Raw genomic sequence first — 20,923 nt, forward strand, 5'->3', positions numbered from 1 at the left:
GCAGTGATCATCACCGCATCCGGGTATAAACTATTCTACTGTTTTTGTTTTGTTCAGGTGGTGCAGCTCCAGCACGGTTGTTTTCCCGTTATCGCTTTCCCGGTACATCGGCACAAATTTCCTGTTGTAAATAATTTCCTGGTAGGTGTAAGAGGTGCGCTGCAATACCGTATTGGAGTACACATCATTAAAGCCCCTTACTGTTACATATAGCTCTGCATCGGCCACTTCCATGTCCTGCGCCGTGAACCCCAGAAACGGACTGTTTTCATCAATAGGATGTACCACCGTCCAGTTCATAGACAGGGTTTCAATTTTACTTCGCTCCAATGCCAGGTTGTAAAACTTATATACCGCCTCCCCGTTTTCCTGCACCTGGAAACCTGTTGTTACCAGTACTTCCACGTTGGTGAGGGTATGATTTTCTTTGTAAGAAGCAAAGCGGAACATCAGGGCTGTTTTATCCTTGTAAGGGGCAATCAGTGCATGATCACTGAACAACAGGTGTGCGCGTGGTTTTGAAAAGCGGCCATAGATAAGACCGGTAGCCACCGCAAAAGAGAGGAAGCCCGTCATGGCTTCAATGGCTGCCACGAAGTTTACGCCGTCGCCCACCGGGTTAACGCGGCCATAACCCACGGTGGTAAAGGTTTCCGTACTGAAAAAGAATACTTCTTTAAATTTTTCCCAGCTGGTTTTACCGATGATTCCCTGAAATCCTTCTGTGCCTATCCACCAGTAAATGCCTGTATAGAGCAGGTTTATGGAGAAATAAAATAGCAGGATCACCAGGGCGAACTGCCAGGCGGGAACACTTAATAGGGCGTGATAAATATTAAAACGTTGCATAAACGAACGTCCTTCGCGGCGTATGTTAAAGCTTCCGTCGCGGTTAATAAACCGGCCGCCATAGCCATTTGCATTGGTACCGAAACCGGTGTCGTCGTTTTGCCTGGAAAAAGGGTTTATTCTTTTCAGAAGCGCCATAAATGGATATTTGAGGTGTAAAGCTAAGAAGAAAAGTGAGGAAAATTATGAATCAGGATGATCGTGTTTGGATGGTGTTAACGGTTGGGGTGTGAAAAAAATTGGCTGGCCAACATTCCTGCTAACCAGCCAACTCCCTTATAAAAAATCAAACTATTGGCAATCTCCGTCTGGTGTACAAACCTGGCCGGATAAGGTATCGAGTGTATTTACCGGTTGCGTGCTTTTCCATTCTGCAAAGGCTTGTTCCAGGGTTTGTGTGAATGCTTCTACCGGTTGTGCGCCGGACACGCCGTATTTGCGGTCCAGTACAAAAAACGGTACGCCCCTGATTCCAAGCTGCTGTGCTTCATCCACATCTTTATTCACTGCCGCTGCCATTTCTGAAGTTTCCAGTACGGCTTCCACAGCGGCTCTATCCAGCCCGATTTCCACGCCCAGTTCCAGCAGGGTGGCATGATTGCTCACATCCTTACCTTCGGTAAAATAGGCGTAAAACAGGCGTTCTTCTGCGGCGTCGCCGAGGCCCTGTTGTTTGGCCAGCTGAATGAGGCGGTGGGCGTCAAAAGAATTGGCGATAACGGCTTTATCAAAGTTATAGGTAAGACCAGCTTCGCGGGCAGTTCCTGCCAGTTGGTCGTGTACGGTTAACGACCATTCGCGCGACTGTCCTTTCATTTCTGCTACATAGTCGTATACGTCCTTTCCGGGCTGGGATTTAAGGGAAGGATTCAGCTGAAAGCTTTTCCATTCCACGGTAATATCATCTTTCCCCGGAAATTTCTCCAGTGCTGCTTCAAATCTCCGTTTGCCGATATAGCAAAACGGGCACATGATATCTGACCATATTTCTACTTTCATCATTTTTAATTTAGGTTCTACCAACAAAGTTAATATATTTGCTATCAAAAAGTAACCAGTTTCCCGAAAGTAAGTGCTTTACAAAAGGTAACCAACTGTATGCAGATGAAAACAGAAGAACTCACAATTGATTGCGGCCGGCCAGAAACAGAAAACAGCGCTCATACTGATTGCCATAAAGTAATTATGCCGGTAAGAGATGCGCTGGATGTGATCAGCGGAAAATGGAAACTGCCCATTATTATAGCTGTTTCCCGCGGACATAAACGTTTCCGTGATATAGAGCGCAGTATTCCGAAAATAACGTCGAAAGTGCTTTCCAAAGAGCTGAAAGACCTGGAAACGCATAAGCTGGTAAAGCGAACCGTGTATGATACGCAGCCGGTATCAGTAGAATATACCTTAACGCCTTATGCAGCCACGCTGGACAGTGTAATCATTGCCCTGCAGAAATGGGGCATCCAGCACCGGAAAAAAATACTCGGCAAATAACTGCTTATCCTTCAGATATCTTCAGTACTATTTTCCCTCTTCCGCTACCGCCATGTTTGCTGTACTCTTGCGCCGCGGCGGCTTCCGACAGGGAGTGAAACACTTTGCGGACGTAGGGTTGGATCAATCCTTTATCCAGCAGCTTATGCACCTCCTGCATCGATGCCAGCGTTTTGGTACCGCCCCATAACGCGCGCACGCCGGCTGCTGCCATCTTTTCAGCGTCAGGCATTTGCACGATACATAGCAATAGTCCTTCCGGTTTGAGCACAGCCAGCGATCTTTCCGTGACATCTCCCCCAACGGTATCAAATACAATATCCACCGGCGCCACCTGGGTTTCAAAAGGCGCTGCATTATAATCAATCACTTCATTGGCGCCGAGCGAGGTAACGAAGTCGAGATTCTCTTCACTGGCCGTTGCAATCACGTAGGCGCCGGCATTAAACGCCAGTTGTACGGCAAAATGCCCTACCCCGCCTGCTCCTGCATGTATGAGGATGCGTTGTCCCTTTACGAGGCCGGCTACATCAAACAGTGCGCCCCAGGCTGTTCTGGCCCCTGCCATTGTAGCGGCTTCTTCAAAAGATACGCCGGGTGGTTTGCGGAACAGCAACTCCGCCGTTGAAATAGCGTAGGTGGCATAAGAACCATCTACTGAACCATATACTTCGTCGCCTATTTTCTTGCCAAATACGCCTTCTCCCACAGCGGTAACAATACCGGAAGCTTCCACACCCGGTATATAAGGCAAAGGATGTTTCATAAAACCCTCCCTTATTTTCCAGTCGATAGGATTTACGCCACTGGCCACTACTTTAATCAATACCTGGTCTTTTGCCGGCACCGGAACGGGCACTTCCTGCAGTTGCAACTGCTCAGGGCCTCCATATGCGTGTACACAAATAGCCGGTATGTGGAGGTTTTTCATAGCTTTTTTTATGCTAATGTATTGAAATAAGAATTACAAAGGACAAATCCATAATTGGTAATTCTTTACCTTTGCCGTTCATATTATAGTAGTATCATGACTTTTGGTGATTTAAACCTGAACACCCCATTATTAAACGCGATAGACGAATTAGGTTATAAAAGACCTACCACCATACAACAGCGCGCCTTTTCCGTTATCATGTCCGGACAGGATGTGTGCGGAATTGCGCAAACAGGTACCGGTAAAACCTTCGCTTACCTGTTGCCCACCTTACGGCAGTTTAAATTTTCGAAAGAGAAATATCCCACGGTGCTGATCATTGTGCCTACCAGGGAGCTGGTAGTACAGGTGGTGGAAGCCGTTAAAAAGCTCACTACCTACATGAACGTATCGGTGCTGGGCATTTATGGCGGCGTGAATATGAATCCCCAGATGGAGGCCGTGCAGGACAAACTGGATATCCTGGTGGCTACCCCGGGTCGCCTGTATGACGTTATTCTCAGCGGAGCTTTAAAAGTGAAGCTGGTAAAGCGTTTGATCATTGATGAGGTGGATGAAATGCTGAACCTCGGTTTCCGGACGCAGTTAAGAAATATTATGGACCTGCTGCCCCAGAAGCGGCAGAACCTGATGTTTTCTGCTACCATTACGGAAGACGTGGAGAAAATGATTGAAACACATTTTAATAACCCGGTAAGAATAGAAGCCGCACCCACCGGTACCCCGCTTGAAAATATCGACCAGATCGTGTACCGGGTTCCTAACTTTTACACGAAGGTGAACCTGCTGGAAATGCTGATCACGGACGATAAGAGCATGACCAAAACCCTCATTTTCGCCGCCACCAAGCAACTGGCGGATGATCTGCATGAGCAGCTGGAGAAAGAATTCCCCGGCCAGGTTGGTATCATTCACTCCAACAAGGAACAGAATCATCGTTTTAATACCGTCCGCAAATTTCAGCAGAACGAATACCGTTTCCTGATTGCCACGGATATCATTGCCCGCGGACTTGATATTGCCGAAGTTACCCATGTGATCAACTTTGATACACCGGAGGTACCGGAAAACTATATTCACCGTATAGGCAGAACCGGCAGGGCAGATAAAAAAGGTATTTCGATCCTGTTTACCAAAGACGCGGAAACAGAAGACCTCGCAAGGATTGAAAGCCTGATGAATTATGCGATCCCCGTGCAGCCATTACCCGAAGACCTGGTAATTTCTGATGTATTAACGGAAGATGAAAAACCGAAGATACACATGCGGAATACGCTGGTAAAGGCGCCCAAGCGGGAAGATGTAGGCCCGGCCTTTCACCAGAAGCTGGCCAAAAATATGAAGACCAACAAAAAGGTGACCCACAAAGAAAAGATGATGCTGAAATATGGCAAACCCAAGAAAAGGGGCGCCAAAAAGAAATAGTTACTGCGGGTTATTTTGTGCAGTCTGCACGAAATAACCCGCGATTTCCCGCTACCCTTCCCTGTTTTCAAACACCTGAGACAGCTTCTAGAAATAATGGAATAACAATTCATTAACAAACTTTACTTCTTATTACAAATCCGGCCATCCCCCCTGATCGAATATATTCTGTAGTGTGCATGTTATTGTATTAAAATCAGTTGTTTTACGGGTAGTTTTTCCTCATTGCTTAAAATAGCCATGCTGTTTCTGCCTGTCTGACGTATTTTCCTTTACCGCGTATCAGTAACCATTTGACAACAGCAGCCGGCACCGGGCCTGCGATTATCAACTAAATCCCAGCATGAGTGCATCTATCAACGATATAGAATTGCTTGCACAACTGAAATCGGGCAGTGTTTCCGCTTTCCAATATTTCTATGAGAGCTACCGTCAATGGCTGTACGTGACTGCATATACTATTCTAAAAAACGAAACAGAGGCCCAGGAGCTTGTCCAGGACTTTTTTGTCGATTTCTGGCAAAAGGACCTGAGTGCGCGGATTGACCTGAGTACTACCAGTTCTCTCAAAAATTTTCTCTTTGTCAGCGTCCGGAACCGCTGTTTAAATAAAATTGCCAAAGATGCCACGCGGAACAAAAGGTTAAAGGATATCATGCTGCCTGAAACCTACACCATGCCTCAAAGCAGGTTAGAAACCAACGAGCTGAAAGAGCAGCTGGAAACCGCTATCAGTCAGCTCCCGGAACGCCAGTCGGTGGCATTCCGGCTGGCTTACCAGGAACACAAAACGCGAAAAGAAATAGCAGCCTTCATGGACACCAGTGAAGAAACTGTAAAAAAACAGGTAGCCAACGCGCTGAAAACTTTAAGGGCATCTTTAAAAAAAATCCTTTTTTAATACCCCGCCCGATTAAATAAACGGTTAATAGTGTACATGAACAGCGCAGAAGAAATATACAGGCTAATGACTGAAAAGCTTGCGGGAAGAATTTCCGCAGCAGATGACCAATTGCTGGAGGAACTGATTGAAGAAGATGAAGTAGTAAGGGAGAAGTGGGAAAAACTTTCCATGATGCAGATCCCGCCCCCTCCTGCCCCGTGGCTGGAGGTGATTGATTTTAAGCAGAAGAGGCCGCTGTACCGCATATTACTTCCCTGGGCCGCTGCAGCTGCGGTGATTGCCATTATTGCATTTTCCGCGTGGAAGTGGGACTTTTTCGCCAGTCCCAAACCTGCACCGGTGGCTGCCATCAATAAAGATGTACTGCTGGAAATCACCGGCCAGCCTACCATTAACCTGACGCAGACAGCCGGCAGTGTTACCATTGGCGGCAAACCCATTCCCAATAAAAACAATACGCTGTATCTCAACGCAGCAGACGATCTTCCGCAAGGGATCCACGCATTGATAGTACCGCACGGGAAAAGCTATGAAGTAGCCCTCCCTGATGGTTCCGTTATTACGCTCAATGCTGCCACTACGATGGAATTCCCGGCTACCTTCAAAGGCGCCACCAGGGAAATCACGCTTAACGGGGAAGCTTATCTGAATATCGCCCGGCGCGCCGGTAAACCATTCCTCGTACACCTGCCCAACAGCACCGTGGAAGTATTGGGTACCAGCTTTAATATCAACAGCTACGACAGCGGCCTGGTGAAAGTATCCCTGGTAGAAGGAAAGGTGCGGATGAAGGCCGGCAAAAAAACAGTTACCATGAAACCCGGACAGCAGGCCATCTTCAACAAAGAAGCCGCTACCCTTGATACACAACCTTTTAATGCAACCGTGGAACTGGGCTGGCAGAAAGGACTCTACTGCTTTTCTGATACCCACCTGGATGAAATATGTAATGCCATTTTCCGGTGGTATGGCGTCCGCGCTTCACTGGATCACCCTGACCTTGCCAGCAGAACCTTCACCGGTCTGCTGGATAAAAGTACACCTATGAGCTTCTTCCTGGAAGGGATAAAAGCTACCACAGGTACTGATTATTATTTTACCGCAGATAGTACACTGCATTTCAAATAATAGGCAATATCAAAGGAAAATAACCATGAGTCAACCAGAAACCAAGTACCTGCTGATCAATCCGGGGAAAAGAGTTTGCACAACGTATGAACAGGTGCCCGGCTACCTGCAGTCCCAACTGATCCCTAATGCCAAATGCTTTACTGATATTGATGAAAACGGGGTGATCATGGATCAGCAGATTCAACTCAACGAGTTATCTGTCCATTACCACCTTGTTCATCTGAAACAGGGCGTGAAACTCACCACTGTAGCGCCGGACAAAGCCTGTTTAGCCGTTGGCATTTCAGGTTTTGCTGAAAATGCCGCCGCTTTTCCCATGAAAATGAAGCTGGCTAAAAGAGAAATGAATGTCCACCGTGGCGCTACCGATACCGCTACCCTGGTTACAGAAAAGGAATTTGTGATCAGCTTTCACATAAACCTTCACCTCCCGCTGGTAAAATATTTAGTGGCTGAATTTCCCCTGTTCAAAGTGCTGAACCTGAAAGAACCAACGGTGGATAAACAGCCCGTGAAAAAAGCGCCACCCTATCATCTGAATGAAGTCAACTACCAGATCATGCACCGGATCCGGAGCTTTAAAGCAGTAGGCGAGGCCGCGGATGTTTTCTTCCGGCGCAATGCCATCGACTTTTACGCTACCTATCTCCGTTACCTGCAAGGTCCCCCCTCATTGATGCTGATGGAACACTACCGGGAGAAGCTGCGGGAAATAGCCGGTTATATTATTCATCATCCGGCGGAAGTGACCGACAAAGAAGCACTCTGCGACAGGTTTGGCGTAGCGCCGGAGTTCCTGGAAGCGCCATTTGAACAGGAACTCCTCATCACCGTGGAAGAACTCATCCTGCAGGAGAAAATGGCCTTTGTATTTAAAATGCTCATCGAAACAAACCATACACTCACCCATATTGCCAGCCTCACCCAATATAGCGGCTGGGAAGAACTGTCAACGGAGTTTGAAAAATATTATAAATGCAATATCGCAGAATTGCGAACCGCACAATAACCCCTTACTTGTGGCCACCCGGCGGCAGCCATGCGCTGCTGCTGAGTGCCATATGGCACTACTTCCCCGCAGACGGCAACTCCTTCAGTAATTCTTTTATAAACAGATCTGCCGCCTTTTTGTGATAAGTTTCCTTTTGCCAGATAATGTACGCCCTCCGCTGCAACTCTTTCCCTTCAATAGGAATGGCCACCAGGTTTTTCCATCCCAGCAACGCTCTTTCATTGAGTAAAGTGGCCCAATGCCCCTTCTCTACCAGCGATAAAATAGAATGCACATCATTCATTTCAATCTTTACCGCAGGCTGAATTTTATTCTTCTGTAATATCTCATCCAGCGAATCACGCGCGCTGAAACCGCGCGAAGCAAAGATCAGGTCCATGCCATTCAAACTTTGCAGGTTGATCTTTTTTAATCCCGCCAGCTTATTCTTTTTAGACACCGCCACTACAATCCTGGAGCGGAACAGCTCCCGCGTTTCCAGGTCTTTGTAAAAAGCTTCCTGGTGAAAAGCCAGTACCAGGTCCAGCTCAGACGCACGCAGCTTGTTTTCCAGCTGCTCGGTGGTGCCGTATTCCACGTATATTTTGATACCGGGATACTTCACCGGGAAAGTAGCCAGCGCCGGCAACAGGAACGAAGTAAAGGCATACGTAACACCTATACGTAATTCGCCGCTCAGCATATTCTGCAGATCCTGGATGGCCTGTTTACCTTTCTCTACATCGAGCAGGATCTGGCGGGCATGCAGCAGGAAAACCCCGCCTGCCTCTGTAAGATGAACATGCTTGCCGATCCGGTCGAACAACAACATGCCCAGTTCATTTTCCAACTGCTTGATTTGCTGCGATAACGTAGACTGGGTAATGTACAACGTCGCTGCCGCTTCTGTAAAATGCGCCATTTCTGCGGCCTTCACGAAATACATCAGTTGACGGAGTTCCATACACTAATCGTTTTTACCAATGGATATCATTAAAACAATCTATTTCACAAATATACTTCTCTTACCGAAATTTGCACCAGTTTAATAACGGATCAATACCCTAAATATGATTTTCAGATGGATGCTTTTCGTGCTTTAAAATCCCGGAATTTCCGGTTATTCTTCTACGGACAATCAGTTTCACTCATAGGTACCTGGATGCAAAAAACAGCCGTATGCTGGCTGGTATACCGTCTCACTAACTCCGCAGTGCTGCTGGGCGTGGTGAGCTTTGTAAGTTTAATTCCTTCCCTGCTCCTGTCGCCGTACGCAGGTAGTTATATCGACCGGCACAACCGGTACCGGATCCTGATGATCACCCAGATCATTTCCATGCTGCAGGCAGGCGTGCTGGCGCTCATGATCCTGCTGCGTTACTACAATATACCAGGCATCATTTTCCTGTCGCTGGTACAAGGCGTTATCAATGCCTTTGACGTTACCTGCCGCCAATCGCTGATGGTGGAAATGGTAGAAAAAAGAGAAGACCTTCCCAACGCCATTGCGCTCAATTCCACGATGGCCAACTTTGCCCGGATCGCGGGACCAGCGCTGGCAGGGATAATCCTGAGTACTTTCGGTGAAGACATCTGCTTTGTGAGCAATTTCCTGAGCTATGTACCGGTGCTGATTTCTTTGTGGATGATGAAAATTGTGCTGCCGCCCGTTCTCCGGTCCGACCAGAGCATTTGGGCCGAACTGAAGGAAGGTTTTCATTATATCGCGGGCGATAAGGACCTGTCGTCGCTCCTGCTGATGCTTTCAGCCAGCAGCCTGTTTGTGATCCCTTTTAATACCCTGATGCCGGTATTTGCCAAAGATATTTTCAACGGCGACGCCAAAACATTCAGCTGGTTTGAAAGCGCTGCCGGTCTTGGTTCTATCGCGTCCGCCATTTACATGGCGAAACTCAAACCGGGAAAAGACCTGGTAAAGATCCTGGTTACGGCCAGCCTTATTTTTTCATTGAGCGTGTTACTATTGTCCCTGTCGGGGTGGCTGCCGCTGGCACTGGTATTTATGGCGCTTTCCGGTGTGGGTATGATGGCACAAACGTCGTCTATTAACACTTATATTCAAACGCATGCCATACCCACCATGCGCGCAAGGGCCATCAGTTATTATATCATGGCTTTCCAGGGGATCATTCCTGTGGGTAGTTTGCTCACCGGCCTGCTGGCGCATTTTATTGGTCCGAGGTTAACGGTATTTGTAGCGGGGTTGGCGGGCGCCGTGGCTACTGTCGTCTTTGTATATTATCGTAAAAAACTACGCATTCAACACTACGAAATACAGGGAGATAATCGCGCCGGCGTAGCGGCATAAACGAAAAGCCTGAACTGTGATGATATACAGCCCAGGCTTCTTCTTTATTAAAACTTAAACGACAAACTTCCGGTAAAACTTCTCAGCTTCTGCGGATTCACAGTAGTATAACCGATCCAGTAGTGCTTATCGGTAATGTTATCCATTTTAACCGCCACCCGGAAACGGGGCTGATCGTAGAAAATGCTGCCGTTTAACACGGTGTACGATGGTAATATAAAAGTGCCGACTGTTCTGTCGTTCACTATCTTATTATCACTGGCATAATTACCACCAAATCCAAAACCAAGACCGTCGGCTACGCCGGCGGATATACGATAACTGAGCCAGAGGTTAGCTACAGAAGGCGCACCAGCAGTGCCGGGACGCATTCCTTCCACATCTTTGGCTGCTGCTTCATATTTGGAATCATTGTAGGCAAAACCAGCCACAATGTTAAAGCCCTGGAAAGGATTCGCAATTACTTCTGCCTCAAACCCTTTACTCACCTGTGTTCCATCCTGTACAGAAAAATTGGGGTTCGCCAAATCCGGACGAAGTACATCTTTTACTTTGATATTGTAGTAACTGAGCGTACTGTTGATACGGCCATTTAACAACTGTAACTTCACGCCGCCTTCCAGCTGGTTGGCCTGTTCCGGCTTAAACGCTTTACCCGCAGCACTCGTACCCACCTGGTTGGTAAACCCGTTCTGATAGTTACCGAATATGGAGATCCGGTCTTTTAAAGGCTCATACACGATTCCCAGTTTTGGAGAGAAAGCCGTTTGGTTATAACCTCCTTCATAAATGCCTTTTACATCATTGTAGCTGCCTTTATTATCAAAATAATCCACGCGGAGAGCAGCCATGATCATCAGGTTGTCGGTCAGGTTCAACATATCCGATATGTATGCGCTGTAGGTATTGGTAAGATTCCTGATAGGGAAAGTAAATGCCAGGCCGTGGTTGGCATACAAGGTATCCATGTTACGGCGGTTAAAATTGGAATACGTTGGAATATCGCCGTGAGAAGGAATGGTATCATAAGTGCCGCCACCGAAGAACTGGTTGGCATTATGATGGAAGTAATCCAATCCGCCTACGAAACGGTTTCTCAGGCTGCCGATCCTGAAATCTCCATTGAAGTTCTGTTGTATTTCCAGGATGCCGTCTCTGCTGTTATCCGTAAACTGGTCGTTACGAGAAATATAGTTACTTCCTTTGGCGCCGGCCACCCCGGTAGCTGCGGCATCAGACAGGAGATAAAAATAGGGAGAAGGACCGTCTGAAAAGCTGTTGGTAGAACTGATGTTGGTGCTCATGGTCCACTGGTCAGACAACTTGTACTTCATCTGCCCGAAAATATTGGTATTACGGGAAGTCTGGTACAGGTCATTCTTAACGTAAGCGCGTTTATAATCTATTTTCAGTTCATCCGCGCGGTTGGTGCCCAGGTCTGCTATTGGCTGCATATAAGGGAAGAAAAACACACCCAGACCGGTATTCTGCCCGGTGGAGTATTCCGCGTCGAAGAGGAATGACAAACGGTCATTAACCCGGTAGGACAAGCTGGGCGCAAAGGAAAAATTCTTGTTAAAGCCATAATCCTGCCAGCTGCCTTCGTAGTTATAAGCGGTATTGATTCTCAGCAATACATCCTTTTCCTTGTCCAGCGGCGTGTTTACATCAGCGCTTATGCGGTTAAAGCCGTAGCTGCCTATCGCATAGGTAACATCTCCGCCGAAATGGTCGTAAGGCTTTTTGGTAACGCGGTTAATGAGGCCGCCGTAGGAAGTGAGGCTGTTACCAAACAACGTAGCGGATGGTCCTTTGATGACTTCTACCTGTTCCAGGTTATACGCATCAATTTTAGCGGTCACATTACCTGCCAGGCCATTACGCAGTTTACTCTGCGTAATAAAGCCACGGAGGTTATAATAACCGCCACCATCGCCGCCTCTGCCGGTGGCGTCCCACATGCGGGTAAGACCGGGGGCATTTTTCAGTGCATCATCCACCGAAAAAATTACCTGTTGCTGTAAGAGATCTTTTGTGATGGTGCTGTATACCTGCGGGTTTTCCAGGTTCTTCAGCGGCATTTTTGCCACATCGTAGCTGGATGTTCTGATGAGTTTATTATGGTTACCGGTTACCACCACTTCTTTAAGGGCTTTGCTGGTAACGGCCAGCTGCAGCCTGATGTTGGTGGTTTTCCCGGCATTTACCACCACCTGTTCTTCTATCGGTGTATAGCCCATCAGGGTTACCGTGAGGTGATAGCTACCCGGTTTAATACGGCTAAATACAAAAGATCCATCCGTTTCTGATATAACGGTTTCATTGATTTCCTGTAAAACGATGACTACATCGCTGGCTGGCTTACCATCTGTGGTTACCACTTTTCCCCTGATGGTACCAGCATTCTCCTCTTCTGCCCGCAGGCATACGGGTGAAAAAAGGAATGCTATTAATGAAAAAAATAAGCCGGTTTGCCTGATCATATTTTGCTTTTTTTGATGGTGCAAAATTGGAGCAGACAAGACCGGCAAGATAATCGTATCCGGAATTTTATTTACGCGATAGGGAAATTGTTTAATGTATCACCGCTTTGGTAACGCCTTCGCGGGTGATTTTCACTGGCTTGATATAACCGTCTTTATCAAAATACATCCGGTCAATGCAGGTTTCACGGGAGTTAGCCGCTTTTTCTGTTAACGGCCGGCGGTGATAAACAATATACCAGCGGTTTTCCTTTGGAATGCCGATTACCGAGTGATGACCGGCGCCGGTGGCAATAGTGGCATCCTGTTCCAGGATCTTCCCGATCCTTTTGAACGGACCCATCGGGGAATCAGCGATGGCGTAGGCTACGCTGTAGTCGGGGCCTGTCCAGCCGCCTTCAGACCACATGAAATAATACTTACCATCTTTTTTGAACATAGTAGGTCCTTCCACATATTTTTCGGGAGTGATTTCTTTAAAGGTAGTGCCGTCTGCAAAGGGAATAAAGCCGGTTAAATCGGGCTTCAGCTGTGCAATATTGCAATGTCCCCATCCGCCGTAGATCAGGTAGTACTTACCATCGCTGTCGTGGAATACATACTGATCAATAGGCTGCGCCTTGTTGATGATCTTATCTACCAATGGTTTGCCGAGATAGTCTTTAAACGGACCGGCAGGATTATCAGCCACCGCTACACCGATCCCCCCTGTTTCCTCATTGCTTTGTATGTCGTTGGCGCCAAAGAACAGGTAATACTTTTGCGCAATTTCTATTATCGACGGCGCCCATACGGCACGTTTCGCCCATTTTATGGAAGCAGTGTCGAGGATGCGCGGATGCTTTGTCCACGTAACCAGGTCGGGCGATGAGAAAGCATCGAAGAACACCTGCTTTTCGTAAGCAGCAGAATAAGTAGGATAAATCCAGTACTCCTTACCAAATAGCACTCCCTCCGGATCGGCGTACCAGCCTGGGAATACAGGGTTTCCGGATAACTTGTCCAGCTTTTTCTGCTGGGCCATTGTAACGTGCGTACTTCCTGCGAGCAACAACAGGGCTATCAATCTTTTCATGTAACCAGATTTTTTATGAATCGTTAAAAATAATAAAAATCGCACGCCGTTCTTAAGAGATAACAAATTTCTGCTATATTTTTTCATAATTTTATCGTTCAGAAAGGCATTTACATGAAGCGGGGAAAAAAAATAATCAGGCTGTTCCTGGTCATTACGGGTATTTTTTTATTGGTGATGACAATAGCCGGGGGTATCTTATACAGCCAACAGGAGCGGCTCACGCAGATGGCGGTGAAGGAGTTGAATAAGCAGTTTGCGGGAGAGCTGGTCATCACAAAAAGTAGTATTTCTCCATTCAGCAACTTCCCATATATTTCTATTGCCCTCCACGACGTTCGTTTTTTTGCAGATAAAAAGATGCAGGGGCAACCACTGTACCAGGTAGAACGCCTGTACGTGGGCTTCAGCTTACCGGATATCCTCCGGCAACATTACAACGCCCGCATTATTGCGCTGGCCAACGGACGGGTGCATGTAGCCCGTTATGCCAACGGCGACGTGGATCTGATCAAAGCCCATGAATTTAAAAGCAGCGGCCCCGCTACACCGGCCGATTCCAGTGAGGATCTCAGCCTGGATCTCAAAAAAATAATCCTGAAAAATATTGATGTCACTTACGTCGACGGCGCATCCGGTTTGAAAGTGAATACCCATATAGATAAGATCAAAACAGCTTTCTCTATGGATTCGGCCCGTATCGCCATCGATATGGACAGTAAGCTGGAAATAGATATTACCGGAAAAACAGATACCACGCTCTTCCGGCACAAACAACTGAACTTTAAACTGGCTGCTGTTTACGACAAGCAAAAAAAACAACTGACCTTACCTCCCGGCACCATCCGGCTGGAACAAGCCTCGCTGCAACTGCAGGGAGTAGTGAGTGAACATTATGCAGACCTGAAGGTAAAAGGCGATAAGCCGGATCTGAACCTCCTGCTGGCAATGGTGCCCGCAGACGTAGCCGCGATGCTGGAAAAATACCGCCACGATGGCCGCGTATTTTTCGATGGCATCATCAAAGGCGCCATTGGAAAAGGCGTCATGCCTTTGATGGAGTTTAATTTTGGCTGCGAAAATGTATGGTTCCAGAATAAGAAAATTGACCGGAAAGTAGACCAGCTGGGCTTTAAAGGATTTTATACCAACGGCGCCGCACACAACCTGCAAACATCCGAACTGCATATCCTGAACTTCAACGCCAAACCGGGAAGCGGCGTGTTCAAAGGTAACTTCGTGATGAAAAATTTCACCGACCCGCAAATCCTGATGCAGTTATATTCTGAACTGAACCTTCGCTTTGTAGGGGAATTCCTCGGCATTAAAGACCTGGAACAGATCAGCGGTGAAATAAAGCTGAACATGAACTTCCGGGAAATAGTGGATATGCGGATACCGGAGGAAAGCCTGGCTAAACTGAAAGACGGCGTGCAAAGTGAACTCACGGTTAAAAATCTTGAATTCCGCATTCCCGGCTATCACCTGCCGGTGCGCAATATGAATGTGCATGCGCAAATTGAGCAGGGACGGTTACACCTTGATTCCATTGCTTTTCGTATAGGCAGCTCCGATATACTGGCGCAGGGCGCCATCAGTGATGTACCGGCGCTGTTTCACCAGCAGAATAAACCCGTAGCTGTAAACTTCAGCGCTTCCAGCAAGCGTTTGCAACTGGGAGAATTATATAAGTTTGATTCCACCCATCCCATCTTATCCAAAGAAGTAATTACCGGGTTTAACATTGGCCTGGCGTTTGAAACATCTGTAAAAGAATTGCTACACCCCAATCCTTTGCCCAAAGGGACTTTCAAAGTAGAGAAGCTGTATGCAAAATTCCAGCAGTATCCGCACGCCCTGCACGATTTTAATGCAGCGGTGATGATCAACGACACCAGTTTACGGGTAACTAATTTTAGTGGAAACATCGACAGCACCAGCTTTGCTTTCAAAGGAAGGTTAAATAATTATCTCATCTGGTTTGATAAAATTAAAAAAGGAAACACCGAAGTGGCATTCGACTTTAAGTCGGACCGCCTCGCAGTGAATGACCTCATCAGTGAACGTGGCCATAAATTTATTCCGCAGGGATATTGGTATGAAGAAGCCAACAACGTATGGCTGCGGAGTAAAATGAGTATAAAATATGATACTGTTTTTAAAAAGATAGATGCCCGCATCGCCAATATTTCCGGCACACTGAAACAACATCCTATTAAAGTGGAAAATGTAACCGGCCGTATACGCTACGGTCATAACCGCTTTATTGTGGTGGATACGCTTACCGGTAAAGTAGGCCGTACCGATTTCAACCTGAACATGCGTTATGCTACCGGTAAAAGTAAACGCCAGTTAAAACGCAGCAATTACTTCCGGTTCAAATCTGATATGCTGGACATTGATGAGCTGATGAACTATGATTTCAGCGAACACCCCGTAGCCACTAACGCACCGGCGCGACGTACCACGGTAAAAGAAAATGATTCGCTCCATGCCACCGGCTTCAACGTATTCAATATTCCTTTTTCAGAATTTGAAACACAGGTGGATGTAAAGAAGATCAAATACAAAAAGCTGTGGCTGAAAAATGTGCTTGCCAATATTCACATGCGGGAAGACCAGAAAATAAAGGTAGATACCATTGCCATGAATATTGCAGGCGGGCATATTGCCATGCGTGGCATGTTCAATGCTGCTGATCCAAAGAAGCTGTATTTCCGGAGCGGGATCTATCTCAAAAATGTAGACATCTCCAAAATGCTCATCAAGTTTGATAACTTCGGGCAGGACTTTGTGCTCAACAACAACCTGAAAGGTATACTGAGCGGAAGTATCAAAAGTTATGTACGCATGCATCCCGATCTTACGCCGGTGCTGAGTGAAACGGAATCGCAGATGGATATTGAAATTACCAATGGCACCCTGCTGGACTTTGGTCCTATGCAGGCAATGGCGGGTTACTTCAAAGACAAGAACCTCCGCATGGTACGCTTTGATACACTCCGCAACAAGCTAACCCTGAAAAACGGGACATTGATAATCCCGAATATGAACATCAATTCTTCGCTCGGCTATATCGAAGTGTCGGGCAATCAATCGCTGGATATGAGCATGAACTACTACCTCCGTATTCCCATGAAAATGGTGACCCAGGTAGGTTTCCAGGCCCTTTTTGGCCGGAAGCAGGAAGAAGTGAATGTAGACCAGGTAGATGAAATTGAGTATAGGGATAAAGATAAAAAGGTGCGTTTTATGAATATCAATATTTCCGGTACTCCTGACAAGTACAAGATTGCCCTTAAAAAAGCAAAGAAAACTTCCTAAGGCATTACAGACGCCCGCTGGCGGATAATGTAAGCGATCCTGCTTTTTATTTCTTCTTCACTGGTTTTATCAGCGACCAGGTTTTTGCCATTATATTTTTTATATAACGGGGAGATGTTACCCGGCTGGAACTGCACCTGTTCTACGGAAGCTACGATACCGGGAATAACGGCGCCAAACCAATGATCATCCGGCTGTTGTTTCCAGGTGACCAATGTAAGCAGGGCATCTGCAGGATAAGTAGCGGCTCCTCTCCTGGCGCTGGCTATTGCGCGGTCGTTGCCATACAGCGTACTCATGGTCTGATCTTGTTGAATACCGCTGGTGATCACCTTCCATTCATTCATCTTTAAGCCCAATGTATCGGGCAGCGATGCAGCCGTGTGCTGTGTTGGTGTAGTGAACACAAAATCGTTGTTACGCATGGGTTGATGACAGTTAACACATTCCATTGTGAACATCGCATTTTTACCATAAGGCTTCAGATCCGTTCCTTTCCAGCGCGCCCATCCCCAGCCTTTGGTAGCAGCATATTGATGGCTGTCTTTGATCATAAACTCTACCTGTTTAAACTCCCCCGGGGTGACGTTCCCCGCGGCATCGGTGAGTTCATCCCAGGCTATTTTTGCAAAAGCAGTGCCGTCGGGCCAGGGATTGGTCTGGTGTTCCCGGATGGCTTTTACGGCGATGTCATTCCCGGTAATTACCCGCATGGTGCCATTGTCCAGTCGTTGCGTACTGCTGATGGCCTTCCAGTTTTTATAATCCGGCATATAGGCGATACCGTTAGGCACGGGCAATACCTTTGCAATGGGGCTATCGGGCTGCCAGGCAGCGTATTGACGGTCAGCGGCGGCTATCTTATTACTATCGGGTTTAAGCGGAGTTATTTGTGTGGCCAGGTAATTTTTCAGGATACTGATTTCGTCGTTGGTAAGGCGCGCCGCAGGATGAAGCGCGGTGTACTGCGATAGTGGCATTACGTTAAACTGCATCTGGTTGAGGGATTCAAACAGTTTGCCCTTTTGCTGGTCTTTCGGTATACTATCCCAGTTGGAGAAGTTAAGTACCTTCCGGCCTTCTGTAATATGACCGGCCACCAGCCAGATAGCGGGTGAAATCTGATCGAACCAGGCCAGGTGCGTTTCATTGGAGTGGCAGTCGTAGCAGGCTTTCCTCAACACAGCACTCACTTCCGGCGGAACGTCCGGTTCTCCTGTCACCGGCGGATGAGTAATACGCGGCCTGATAAACTGTAAGGCAATAAAGCAGCCCATCAAGATCAGCAGCACTACTTTCCATTTCTTGTACCGTTTCATAGTGTTGTTATTTATATTTGTGGCAAAGTAAATGACGTGGTCACCGCAAGCAAGTACTTTTAGGTGAATCAGGCAAATGAGGGTGTGAATCAGTCTTATTTAACAATGAACCGGGCAGATAGTTGTCGCAACCCGGCAGCAGACCGGCGAAACCTGTTCATATCCGGACACCTGCCCTTTAAAAACGGACAATAGTATTTACCCAAACAACTCATTATCAGCACATAATGCTATGGCATTATCTTAGTCGGAATTAGTCGCACTACTCCCAAATGTGTACATATGATGATGCTAAGAAATTATATTAAGATCACGTTCAGACATCTCTGGAAAAACAAAACCTACAGTTTTCTGAATATTTTCGGGCTGGCGATTGGTTTAGCCTGCGCCGGTGTAATTTTTCTGTGGGTAGAAGATGAAGTTACCTACGACAGTTCGCATGTAAAAAAAGACCGGATCTACCAGGTGTGGGAAAACTGGAATTACGATGGTAATATCCGCACATTTACCTCTACGCCTGCCCTGCTGGCTGACGCCATGAAGACAGAAATACCGGGCATCACACAAACCTGCCGTACCTCAGAACAGGCCACCAACCTGTTGTTCACCTTCGGGGATAAAAAAATGTATGCGGCCGGTATTTATGTGGATGCCAGTCTCTTTAATATTTTCACGTTTCCTTTTACAGAAGGGAATGCTGCTGTTCCGTTTCCGCAGCTGTACTCCATTGTTATTACTGAAAAAACCGCCCGGAAATTTTTTGGCGACACGAAGAATGTAGTGGGTAAAACTATTACGGTCGATAATGCGCAGCCCTACGTGGTATCTGGTGTAATAAAAGATATCCCGGAAAATTCCACGCTGAAATTTGAATGGGTTGCTCCTTTTGAGATCTATTTTTCCCAAAACCCATATCTGAAAAACTGGGGCTCCAATTCTGTTGACACATATGCCGAACTGGCTCCTCATGCAGACCTGACCGCTATCAACCATAAACTTCAAAACTTCATTGCAGCGCACAGTCCCGGCGCCATTAACCAGGCATTCCTGTTTAGTATGAACAACTGGCGGTTACATGACCAGTTCAGTGATGGAAAACAAAGTGGCGGCCGTATAGAGTATGTCCGTTTGTTTTCGCTCATTGCCTGGATCATTCTATTCATTGCCTGTATCAACTTTATGAACCTGGCTACTGCCCGCAGTGAAAAACGTGCGAAAGAAGTAGGCATCCGCAAAGTAGTTGGTGCGGGAAAAGGCAGGCTGATCACACAGTTTATCAGTGAGGCATTGTTTATGTCCCTGCTGGCGGCCGGGGTGGCCGTATTATTGTTATTCCTGGTGTTGCCGGGGTTTAATGCGCTGGTAGATAAACACCTTAGCGTGGGGCTGGACAGGCCGGTACATCTCATCTGGTTGCTGGGGATTACGGTGATATGTGGCGTGCTGGCAGGCAGCTATCCATCACTGTACCTATCTTCCTTTAACCCGGTTTTTGTGTTAAAGGGTATTAAATCCAAGACCGGCAGCGCGGCCTTTATCCGCAAAGGGCTGGTGATTGCGCAGTTCAGTATTTCCATTACACTCATTATCTGTACAGCCATTATTTACCAGCAGATCCAGCATGTGAAGAAGCGGAACCTCGGTCTTAATAAAGATAATCTTATCTCCATGCAGCTTCAGGGTACGATGAAGCAAAACTTTGCAGCTATCAAAACGGCTTTGCTGGCCACCGGCATGGTAGAAAATGCGGCGCTGGCGGATCATGTTCCTTTGTATGGCGGCAACAACACCAGTGATATCGGCTGGACCGGGAAATCTCCCACCGATAACATTCTTATTTCGCAGCGGGTCGTGAGCCCGGAATTCATTCAAACGGCGGGTATGAAAATCGTGGCAGGCAGTGATTTTAAACCCGTAACCGCTGCCAACGGCATGGATGTATTGATAACAGAGTCGCTGGAACAGTTGATGGGTAAAGGAAGCGCCGTAGGCAAAACTATTAACACACCATTCAGTGCCGATTCTGTAATTCATTCCCGTGTAGCCGGCGTAGTGAAAAACTATGTATATGGCAATATGTATGGCACGCCTGATCCCGTGGTATTTTACTGTATGCCTGATGAAGCCAACCTGATGTATGTACGTATGAATACAGGGGCGGACAAGGAAGCCGCACTTCATAAAATCGGCGACGTGATGAAGCAGTTGAATCCGGCTTATCCGTTTACTTACCAGTTTGTAGACGACCAGTTTAACGCCATGTTTACCAATGAAACGCTGATGCAGCAGCTTTCCCGGTTGTTTGCCACACTGGCTATTGTGATCAGCTGCCTGGGATTATTCGGACTGGCTGCCTATACCGCCGAGCGCAGAACCAAAGAAATAGGCATCCGTAAAGTGCTTGGCGCCAGTGTATCCGGTATTACCCGGCTGCTTTCCGCCGATTTCCTGAAGCTGGTGGGTATTGCAGCGCTGATTGCCTTCCCGGTGGCGTGGTATACGATGGACCAGTGGTTACAGAAATTCCCTTACCGCATCTCCATTCATTACTGGGTGTTTGTGCTGGCCGGCATCGCCGCCATGCTGATAGCCCTGCTCACTATCAGCTTCCAGAGCATAAAAGCGGCGTTGATGAATCCCGTAAGCAGTTTAAAAGCAGAATAACGCC

15 protein-coding genes are annotated in these 20,923 nt (G+C 47.2%); 8 read left to right on the forward strand and 7 right to left on the reverse strand.

Annotated features, from left to right (window positions below; translation table 11 throughout):
* Positions 1-30: 30 nt before the first annotated feature.
* Entirely contained in the window at positions 31-987 is a 957-nt protein-coding gene (locus B5Z18_RS00540) for an ion channel (RefSeq protein WP_079467469.1), read from the reverse strand.
* Between the two features lie 153 nt (positions 988-1,140).
* Positions 1,141-1,848, reverse strand: a complete 708-nt coding sequence (locus B5Z18_RS00545; protein WP_079467470.1) for a DsbA family oxidoreductase — start codon at positions 1,846-1,848, stop codon at positions 1,141-1,143.
* Between the two features lie 99 nt (positions 1,849-1,947).
* On the opposite strand from B5Z18_RS00545, the gene B5Z18_RS00550 reads away from it, so the two are divergent.
* Entirely contained in the window at positions 1,948-2,340 is a 393-nt protein-coding gene (locus B5Z18_RS00550; RefSeq protein ID WP_235015854.1) for a winged helix-turn-helix transcriptional regulator, read from the forward strand.
* Between the two features lie 4 nt (positions 2,341-2,344).
* Here the strand turns inward: B5Z18_RS00550 and B5Z18_RS00555 are convergent, their stop codons facing one another.
* Positions 2,345-3,271, reverse strand: coding sequence for an NADP-dependent oxidoreductase (locus B5Z18_RS00555; protein WP_079467471.1), 927 nt, complete (start codon positions 3,269-3,271; stop codon positions 2,345-2,347).
* A gap of 96 nt (positions 3,272-3,367) precedes the next feature.
* Here B5Z18_RS00555 and B5Z18_RS00560 point away from each other — a divergent pair, with 96 nt between their 5' ends.
* The 4 genes from B5Z18_RS00560 to B5Z18_RS00575 all read left to right on the forward strand — a co-directional run bounded on the left by B5Z18_RS00560 (position 3,368) and on the right by B5Z18_RS00575 (position 7,743).
* A complete protein-coding gene (locus tag B5Z18_RS00560; protein WP_079467472.1) occupies positions 3,368-4,699 on the forward strand; it encodes a DEAD/DEAH box helicase in 1,332 nt (443 codons plus the stop codon).
* 343 nt (positions 4,700-5,042) lie between these two features.
* Positions 5,043-5,600: an RNA polymerase sigma factor gene (locus tag B5Z18_RS00565; RefSeq protein WP_079467473.1), complete on the forward strand. Its 558-nt coding sequence runs from the start codon at positions 5,043-5,045 to the stop codon at positions 5,598-5,600.
* Positions 5,601-5,666: 66 nt separating this feature from the next.
* Entirely contained in the window at positions 5,667-6,731 is a 1,065-nt protein-coding gene (locus B5Z18_RS00570; RefSeq protein WP_159454131.1) for a FecR family protein, read from the forward strand.
* 25 nt (positions 6,732-6,756) lie between these two features.
* The gene (locus B5Z18_RS00575; protein ID WP_079467475.1) at positions 6,757-7,743 is read left to right on the forward strand and encodes a helix-turn-helix transcriptional regulator; all 987 of its coding nucleotides are present in this window, start codon (positions 6,757-6,759) and stop codon (positions 7,741-7,743) included.
* A 58-nt stretch (positions 7,744-7,801) separates the two neighbouring features.
* On the opposite strand, the gene B5Z18_RS00580 is transcribed toward B5Z18_RS00575, so the two are convergent.
* Positions 7,802-8,689, reverse strand: coding sequence for a LysR substrate-binding domain-containing protein (locus B5Z18_RS00580; protein ID WP_079467476.1), 888 nt, complete (start codon positions 8,687-8,689; stop codon positions 7,802-7,804).
* Positions 8,690-8,806: 117 nt separating this feature from the next.
* Here B5Z18_RS00580 and B5Z18_RS00585 point away from each other — a divergent pair, with 117 nt between their 5' ends.
* Complete coding sequence (locus tag B5Z18_RS00585; RefSeq protein ID WP_079467477.1) at positions 8,807-10,054, forward strand: MFS transporter; 1,248 nt, start codon at positions 8,807-8,809, stop codon at positions 10,052-10,054.
* A 47-nt stretch (positions 10,055-10,101) separates the two neighbouring features.
* Here B5Z18_RS00585 and B5Z18_RS00590 read toward each other — a convergent pair whose 3' ends face one another.
* Together B5Z18_RS00590 and B5Z18_RS00595 are read right to left on the reverse strand one after the other, a co-directional pair.
* Positions 10,102-12,537: a TonB-dependent receptor gene (locus B5Z18_RS00590; RefSeq protein WP_079467478.1), complete on the reverse strand. Its 2,436-nt coding sequence runs from the start codon at positions 12,535-12,537 to the stop codon at positions 10,102-10,104.
* Positions 12,538-12,628: 91 nt separating this feature from the next.
* Positions 12,629-13,612, reverse strand: coding sequence for a glycoside hydrolase family 43 protein (locus tag B5Z18_RS00595; protein WP_079467479.1), 984 nt, complete (start codon positions 13,610-13,612; stop codon positions 12,629-12,631).
* A 114-nt stretch (positions 13,613-13,726) separates the two neighbouring features.
* Here B5Z18_RS00595 and B5Z18_RS00600 point away from each other — a divergent pair, with 114 nt between their 5' ends.
* Positions 13,727-16,936, forward strand: coding sequence for an AsmA-like C-terminal region-containing protein (locus B5Z18_RS00600; RefSeq protein WP_079467480.1), 3,210 nt, complete (start codon positions 13,727-13,729; stop codon positions 16,934-16,936).
* Here B5Z18_RS00600 and B5Z18_RS00605 read toward each other — a convergent pair.
* The gene (locus B5Z18_RS00605; protein WP_079467481.1) at positions 16,933-18,255 is read right to left on the reverse strand and encodes a cytochrome P460 family protein; all 1,323 of its coding nucleotides are present in this window, start codon (positions 18,253-18,255) and stop codon (positions 16,933-16,935) included. The genes B5Z18_RS00600 and B5Z18_RS00605 overlap by 4 nt on opposite strands.
* 282 nt (positions 18,256-18,537) lie before the next feature.
* Between B5Z18_RS00605 and B5Z18_RS00610 the strand changes: the two genes are divergently transcribed.
* Positions 18,538-20,919: an ABC transporter permease gene (locus B5Z18_RS00610; RefSeq protein WP_235015855.1), complete on the forward strand. Its 2,382-nt coding sequence runs from the start codon at positions 18,538-18,540 to the stop codon at positions 20,917-20,919.
* Positions 20,920-20,923: the final 4 nt, after the last annotated feature.

It is taken from the genome of Chitinophaga ginsengisegetis (genome assembly GCF_900168065.1).
GTDB lineage: Bacteria > Bacteroidota > Bacteroidia > Chitinophagales > Chitinophagaceae > Chitinophaga > Chitinophaga ginsengisegetis.

Excerpts from the sequence above, each read along its gene's own strand:
- B5Z18_RS00565 (WP_079467473.1), top strand. The coding sequence starts at position 5,043 with ATGAGTGCATCTATCAACGATATAGAATTGCTTGCACAACTGAAATCG.
- B5Z18_RS00595 (WP_079467479.1), bottom strand. The coding sequence starts at position 13,612 with ATGAAAAGATTGATAGCCCTGTTGTTGCTCGCAGGAAGTACGCACGTT.
- B5Z18_RS00555 (WP_079467471.1), bottom strand. The coding sequence starts at position 3,271 with ATGAAAAACCTCCACATACCGGCTATTTGTGTACACGCATATGGAGGC.
- B5Z18_RS00590 (WP_079467478.1), bottom strand. The coding sequence starts at position 12,537 with ATGATCAGGCAAACCGGCTTATTTTTTTCATTAATAGCATTCCTTTTT.
- B5Z18_RS00570 (WP_159454131.1), top strand. The coding sequence starts at position 5,667 with ATGACTGAAAAGCTTGCGGGAAGAATTTCCGCAGCAGATGACCAATTG.
- B5Z18_RS00580 (WP_079467476.1), bottom strand. The coding sequence starts at position 8,689 with ATGGAACTCCGTCAACTGATGTATTTCGTGAAGGCCGCAGAAATGGCG.
- B5Z18_RS00600 (WP_079467480.1), top strand. The coding sequence starts at position 13,727 with ATGAAGCGGGGAAAAAAAATAATCAGGCTGTTCCTGGTCATTACGGGT.
- B5Z18_RS00610 (WP_235015855.1), top strand. The coding sequence starts at position 18,538 with ATGATGATGCTAAGAAATTATATTAAGATCACGTTCAGACATCTCTGG.
- B5Z18_RS00545 (WP_079467470.1), bottom strand. The coding sequence starts at position 1,848 with ATGAAAGTAGAAATATGGTCAGATATCATGTGCCCGTTTTGCTATATC.
- B5Z18_RS00605 (WP_079467481.1), bottom strand. The coding sequence starts at position 18,255 with ATGAAACGGTACAAGAAATGGAAAGTAGTGCTGCTGATCTTGATGGGC.
- B5Z18_RS00575 (WP_079467475.1), top strand. The coding sequence starts at position 6,757 with ATGAGTCAACCAGAAACCAAGTACCTGCTGATCAATCCGGGGAAAAGA.
- B5Z18_RS00585 (WP_079467477.1), top strand. The coding sequence starts at position 8,807 with ATGGATGCTTTTCGTGCTTTAAAATCCCGGAATTTCCGGTTATTCTTC.
- B5Z18_RS00540 (WP_079467469.1), bottom strand. The coding sequence starts at position 987 with ATGGCGCTTCTGAAAAGAATAAACCCTTTTTCCAGGCAAAACGACGAC.
- B5Z18_RS00560 (WP_079467472.1), top strand. The coding sequence starts at position 3,368 with ATGACTTTTGGTGATTTAAACCTGAACACCCCATTATTAAACGCGATA.
- B5Z18_RS00550 (WP_235015854.1), top strand. The coding sequence starts at position 1,948 with ATGCAGATGAAAACAGAAGAACTCACAATTGATTGCGGCCGGCCAGAA.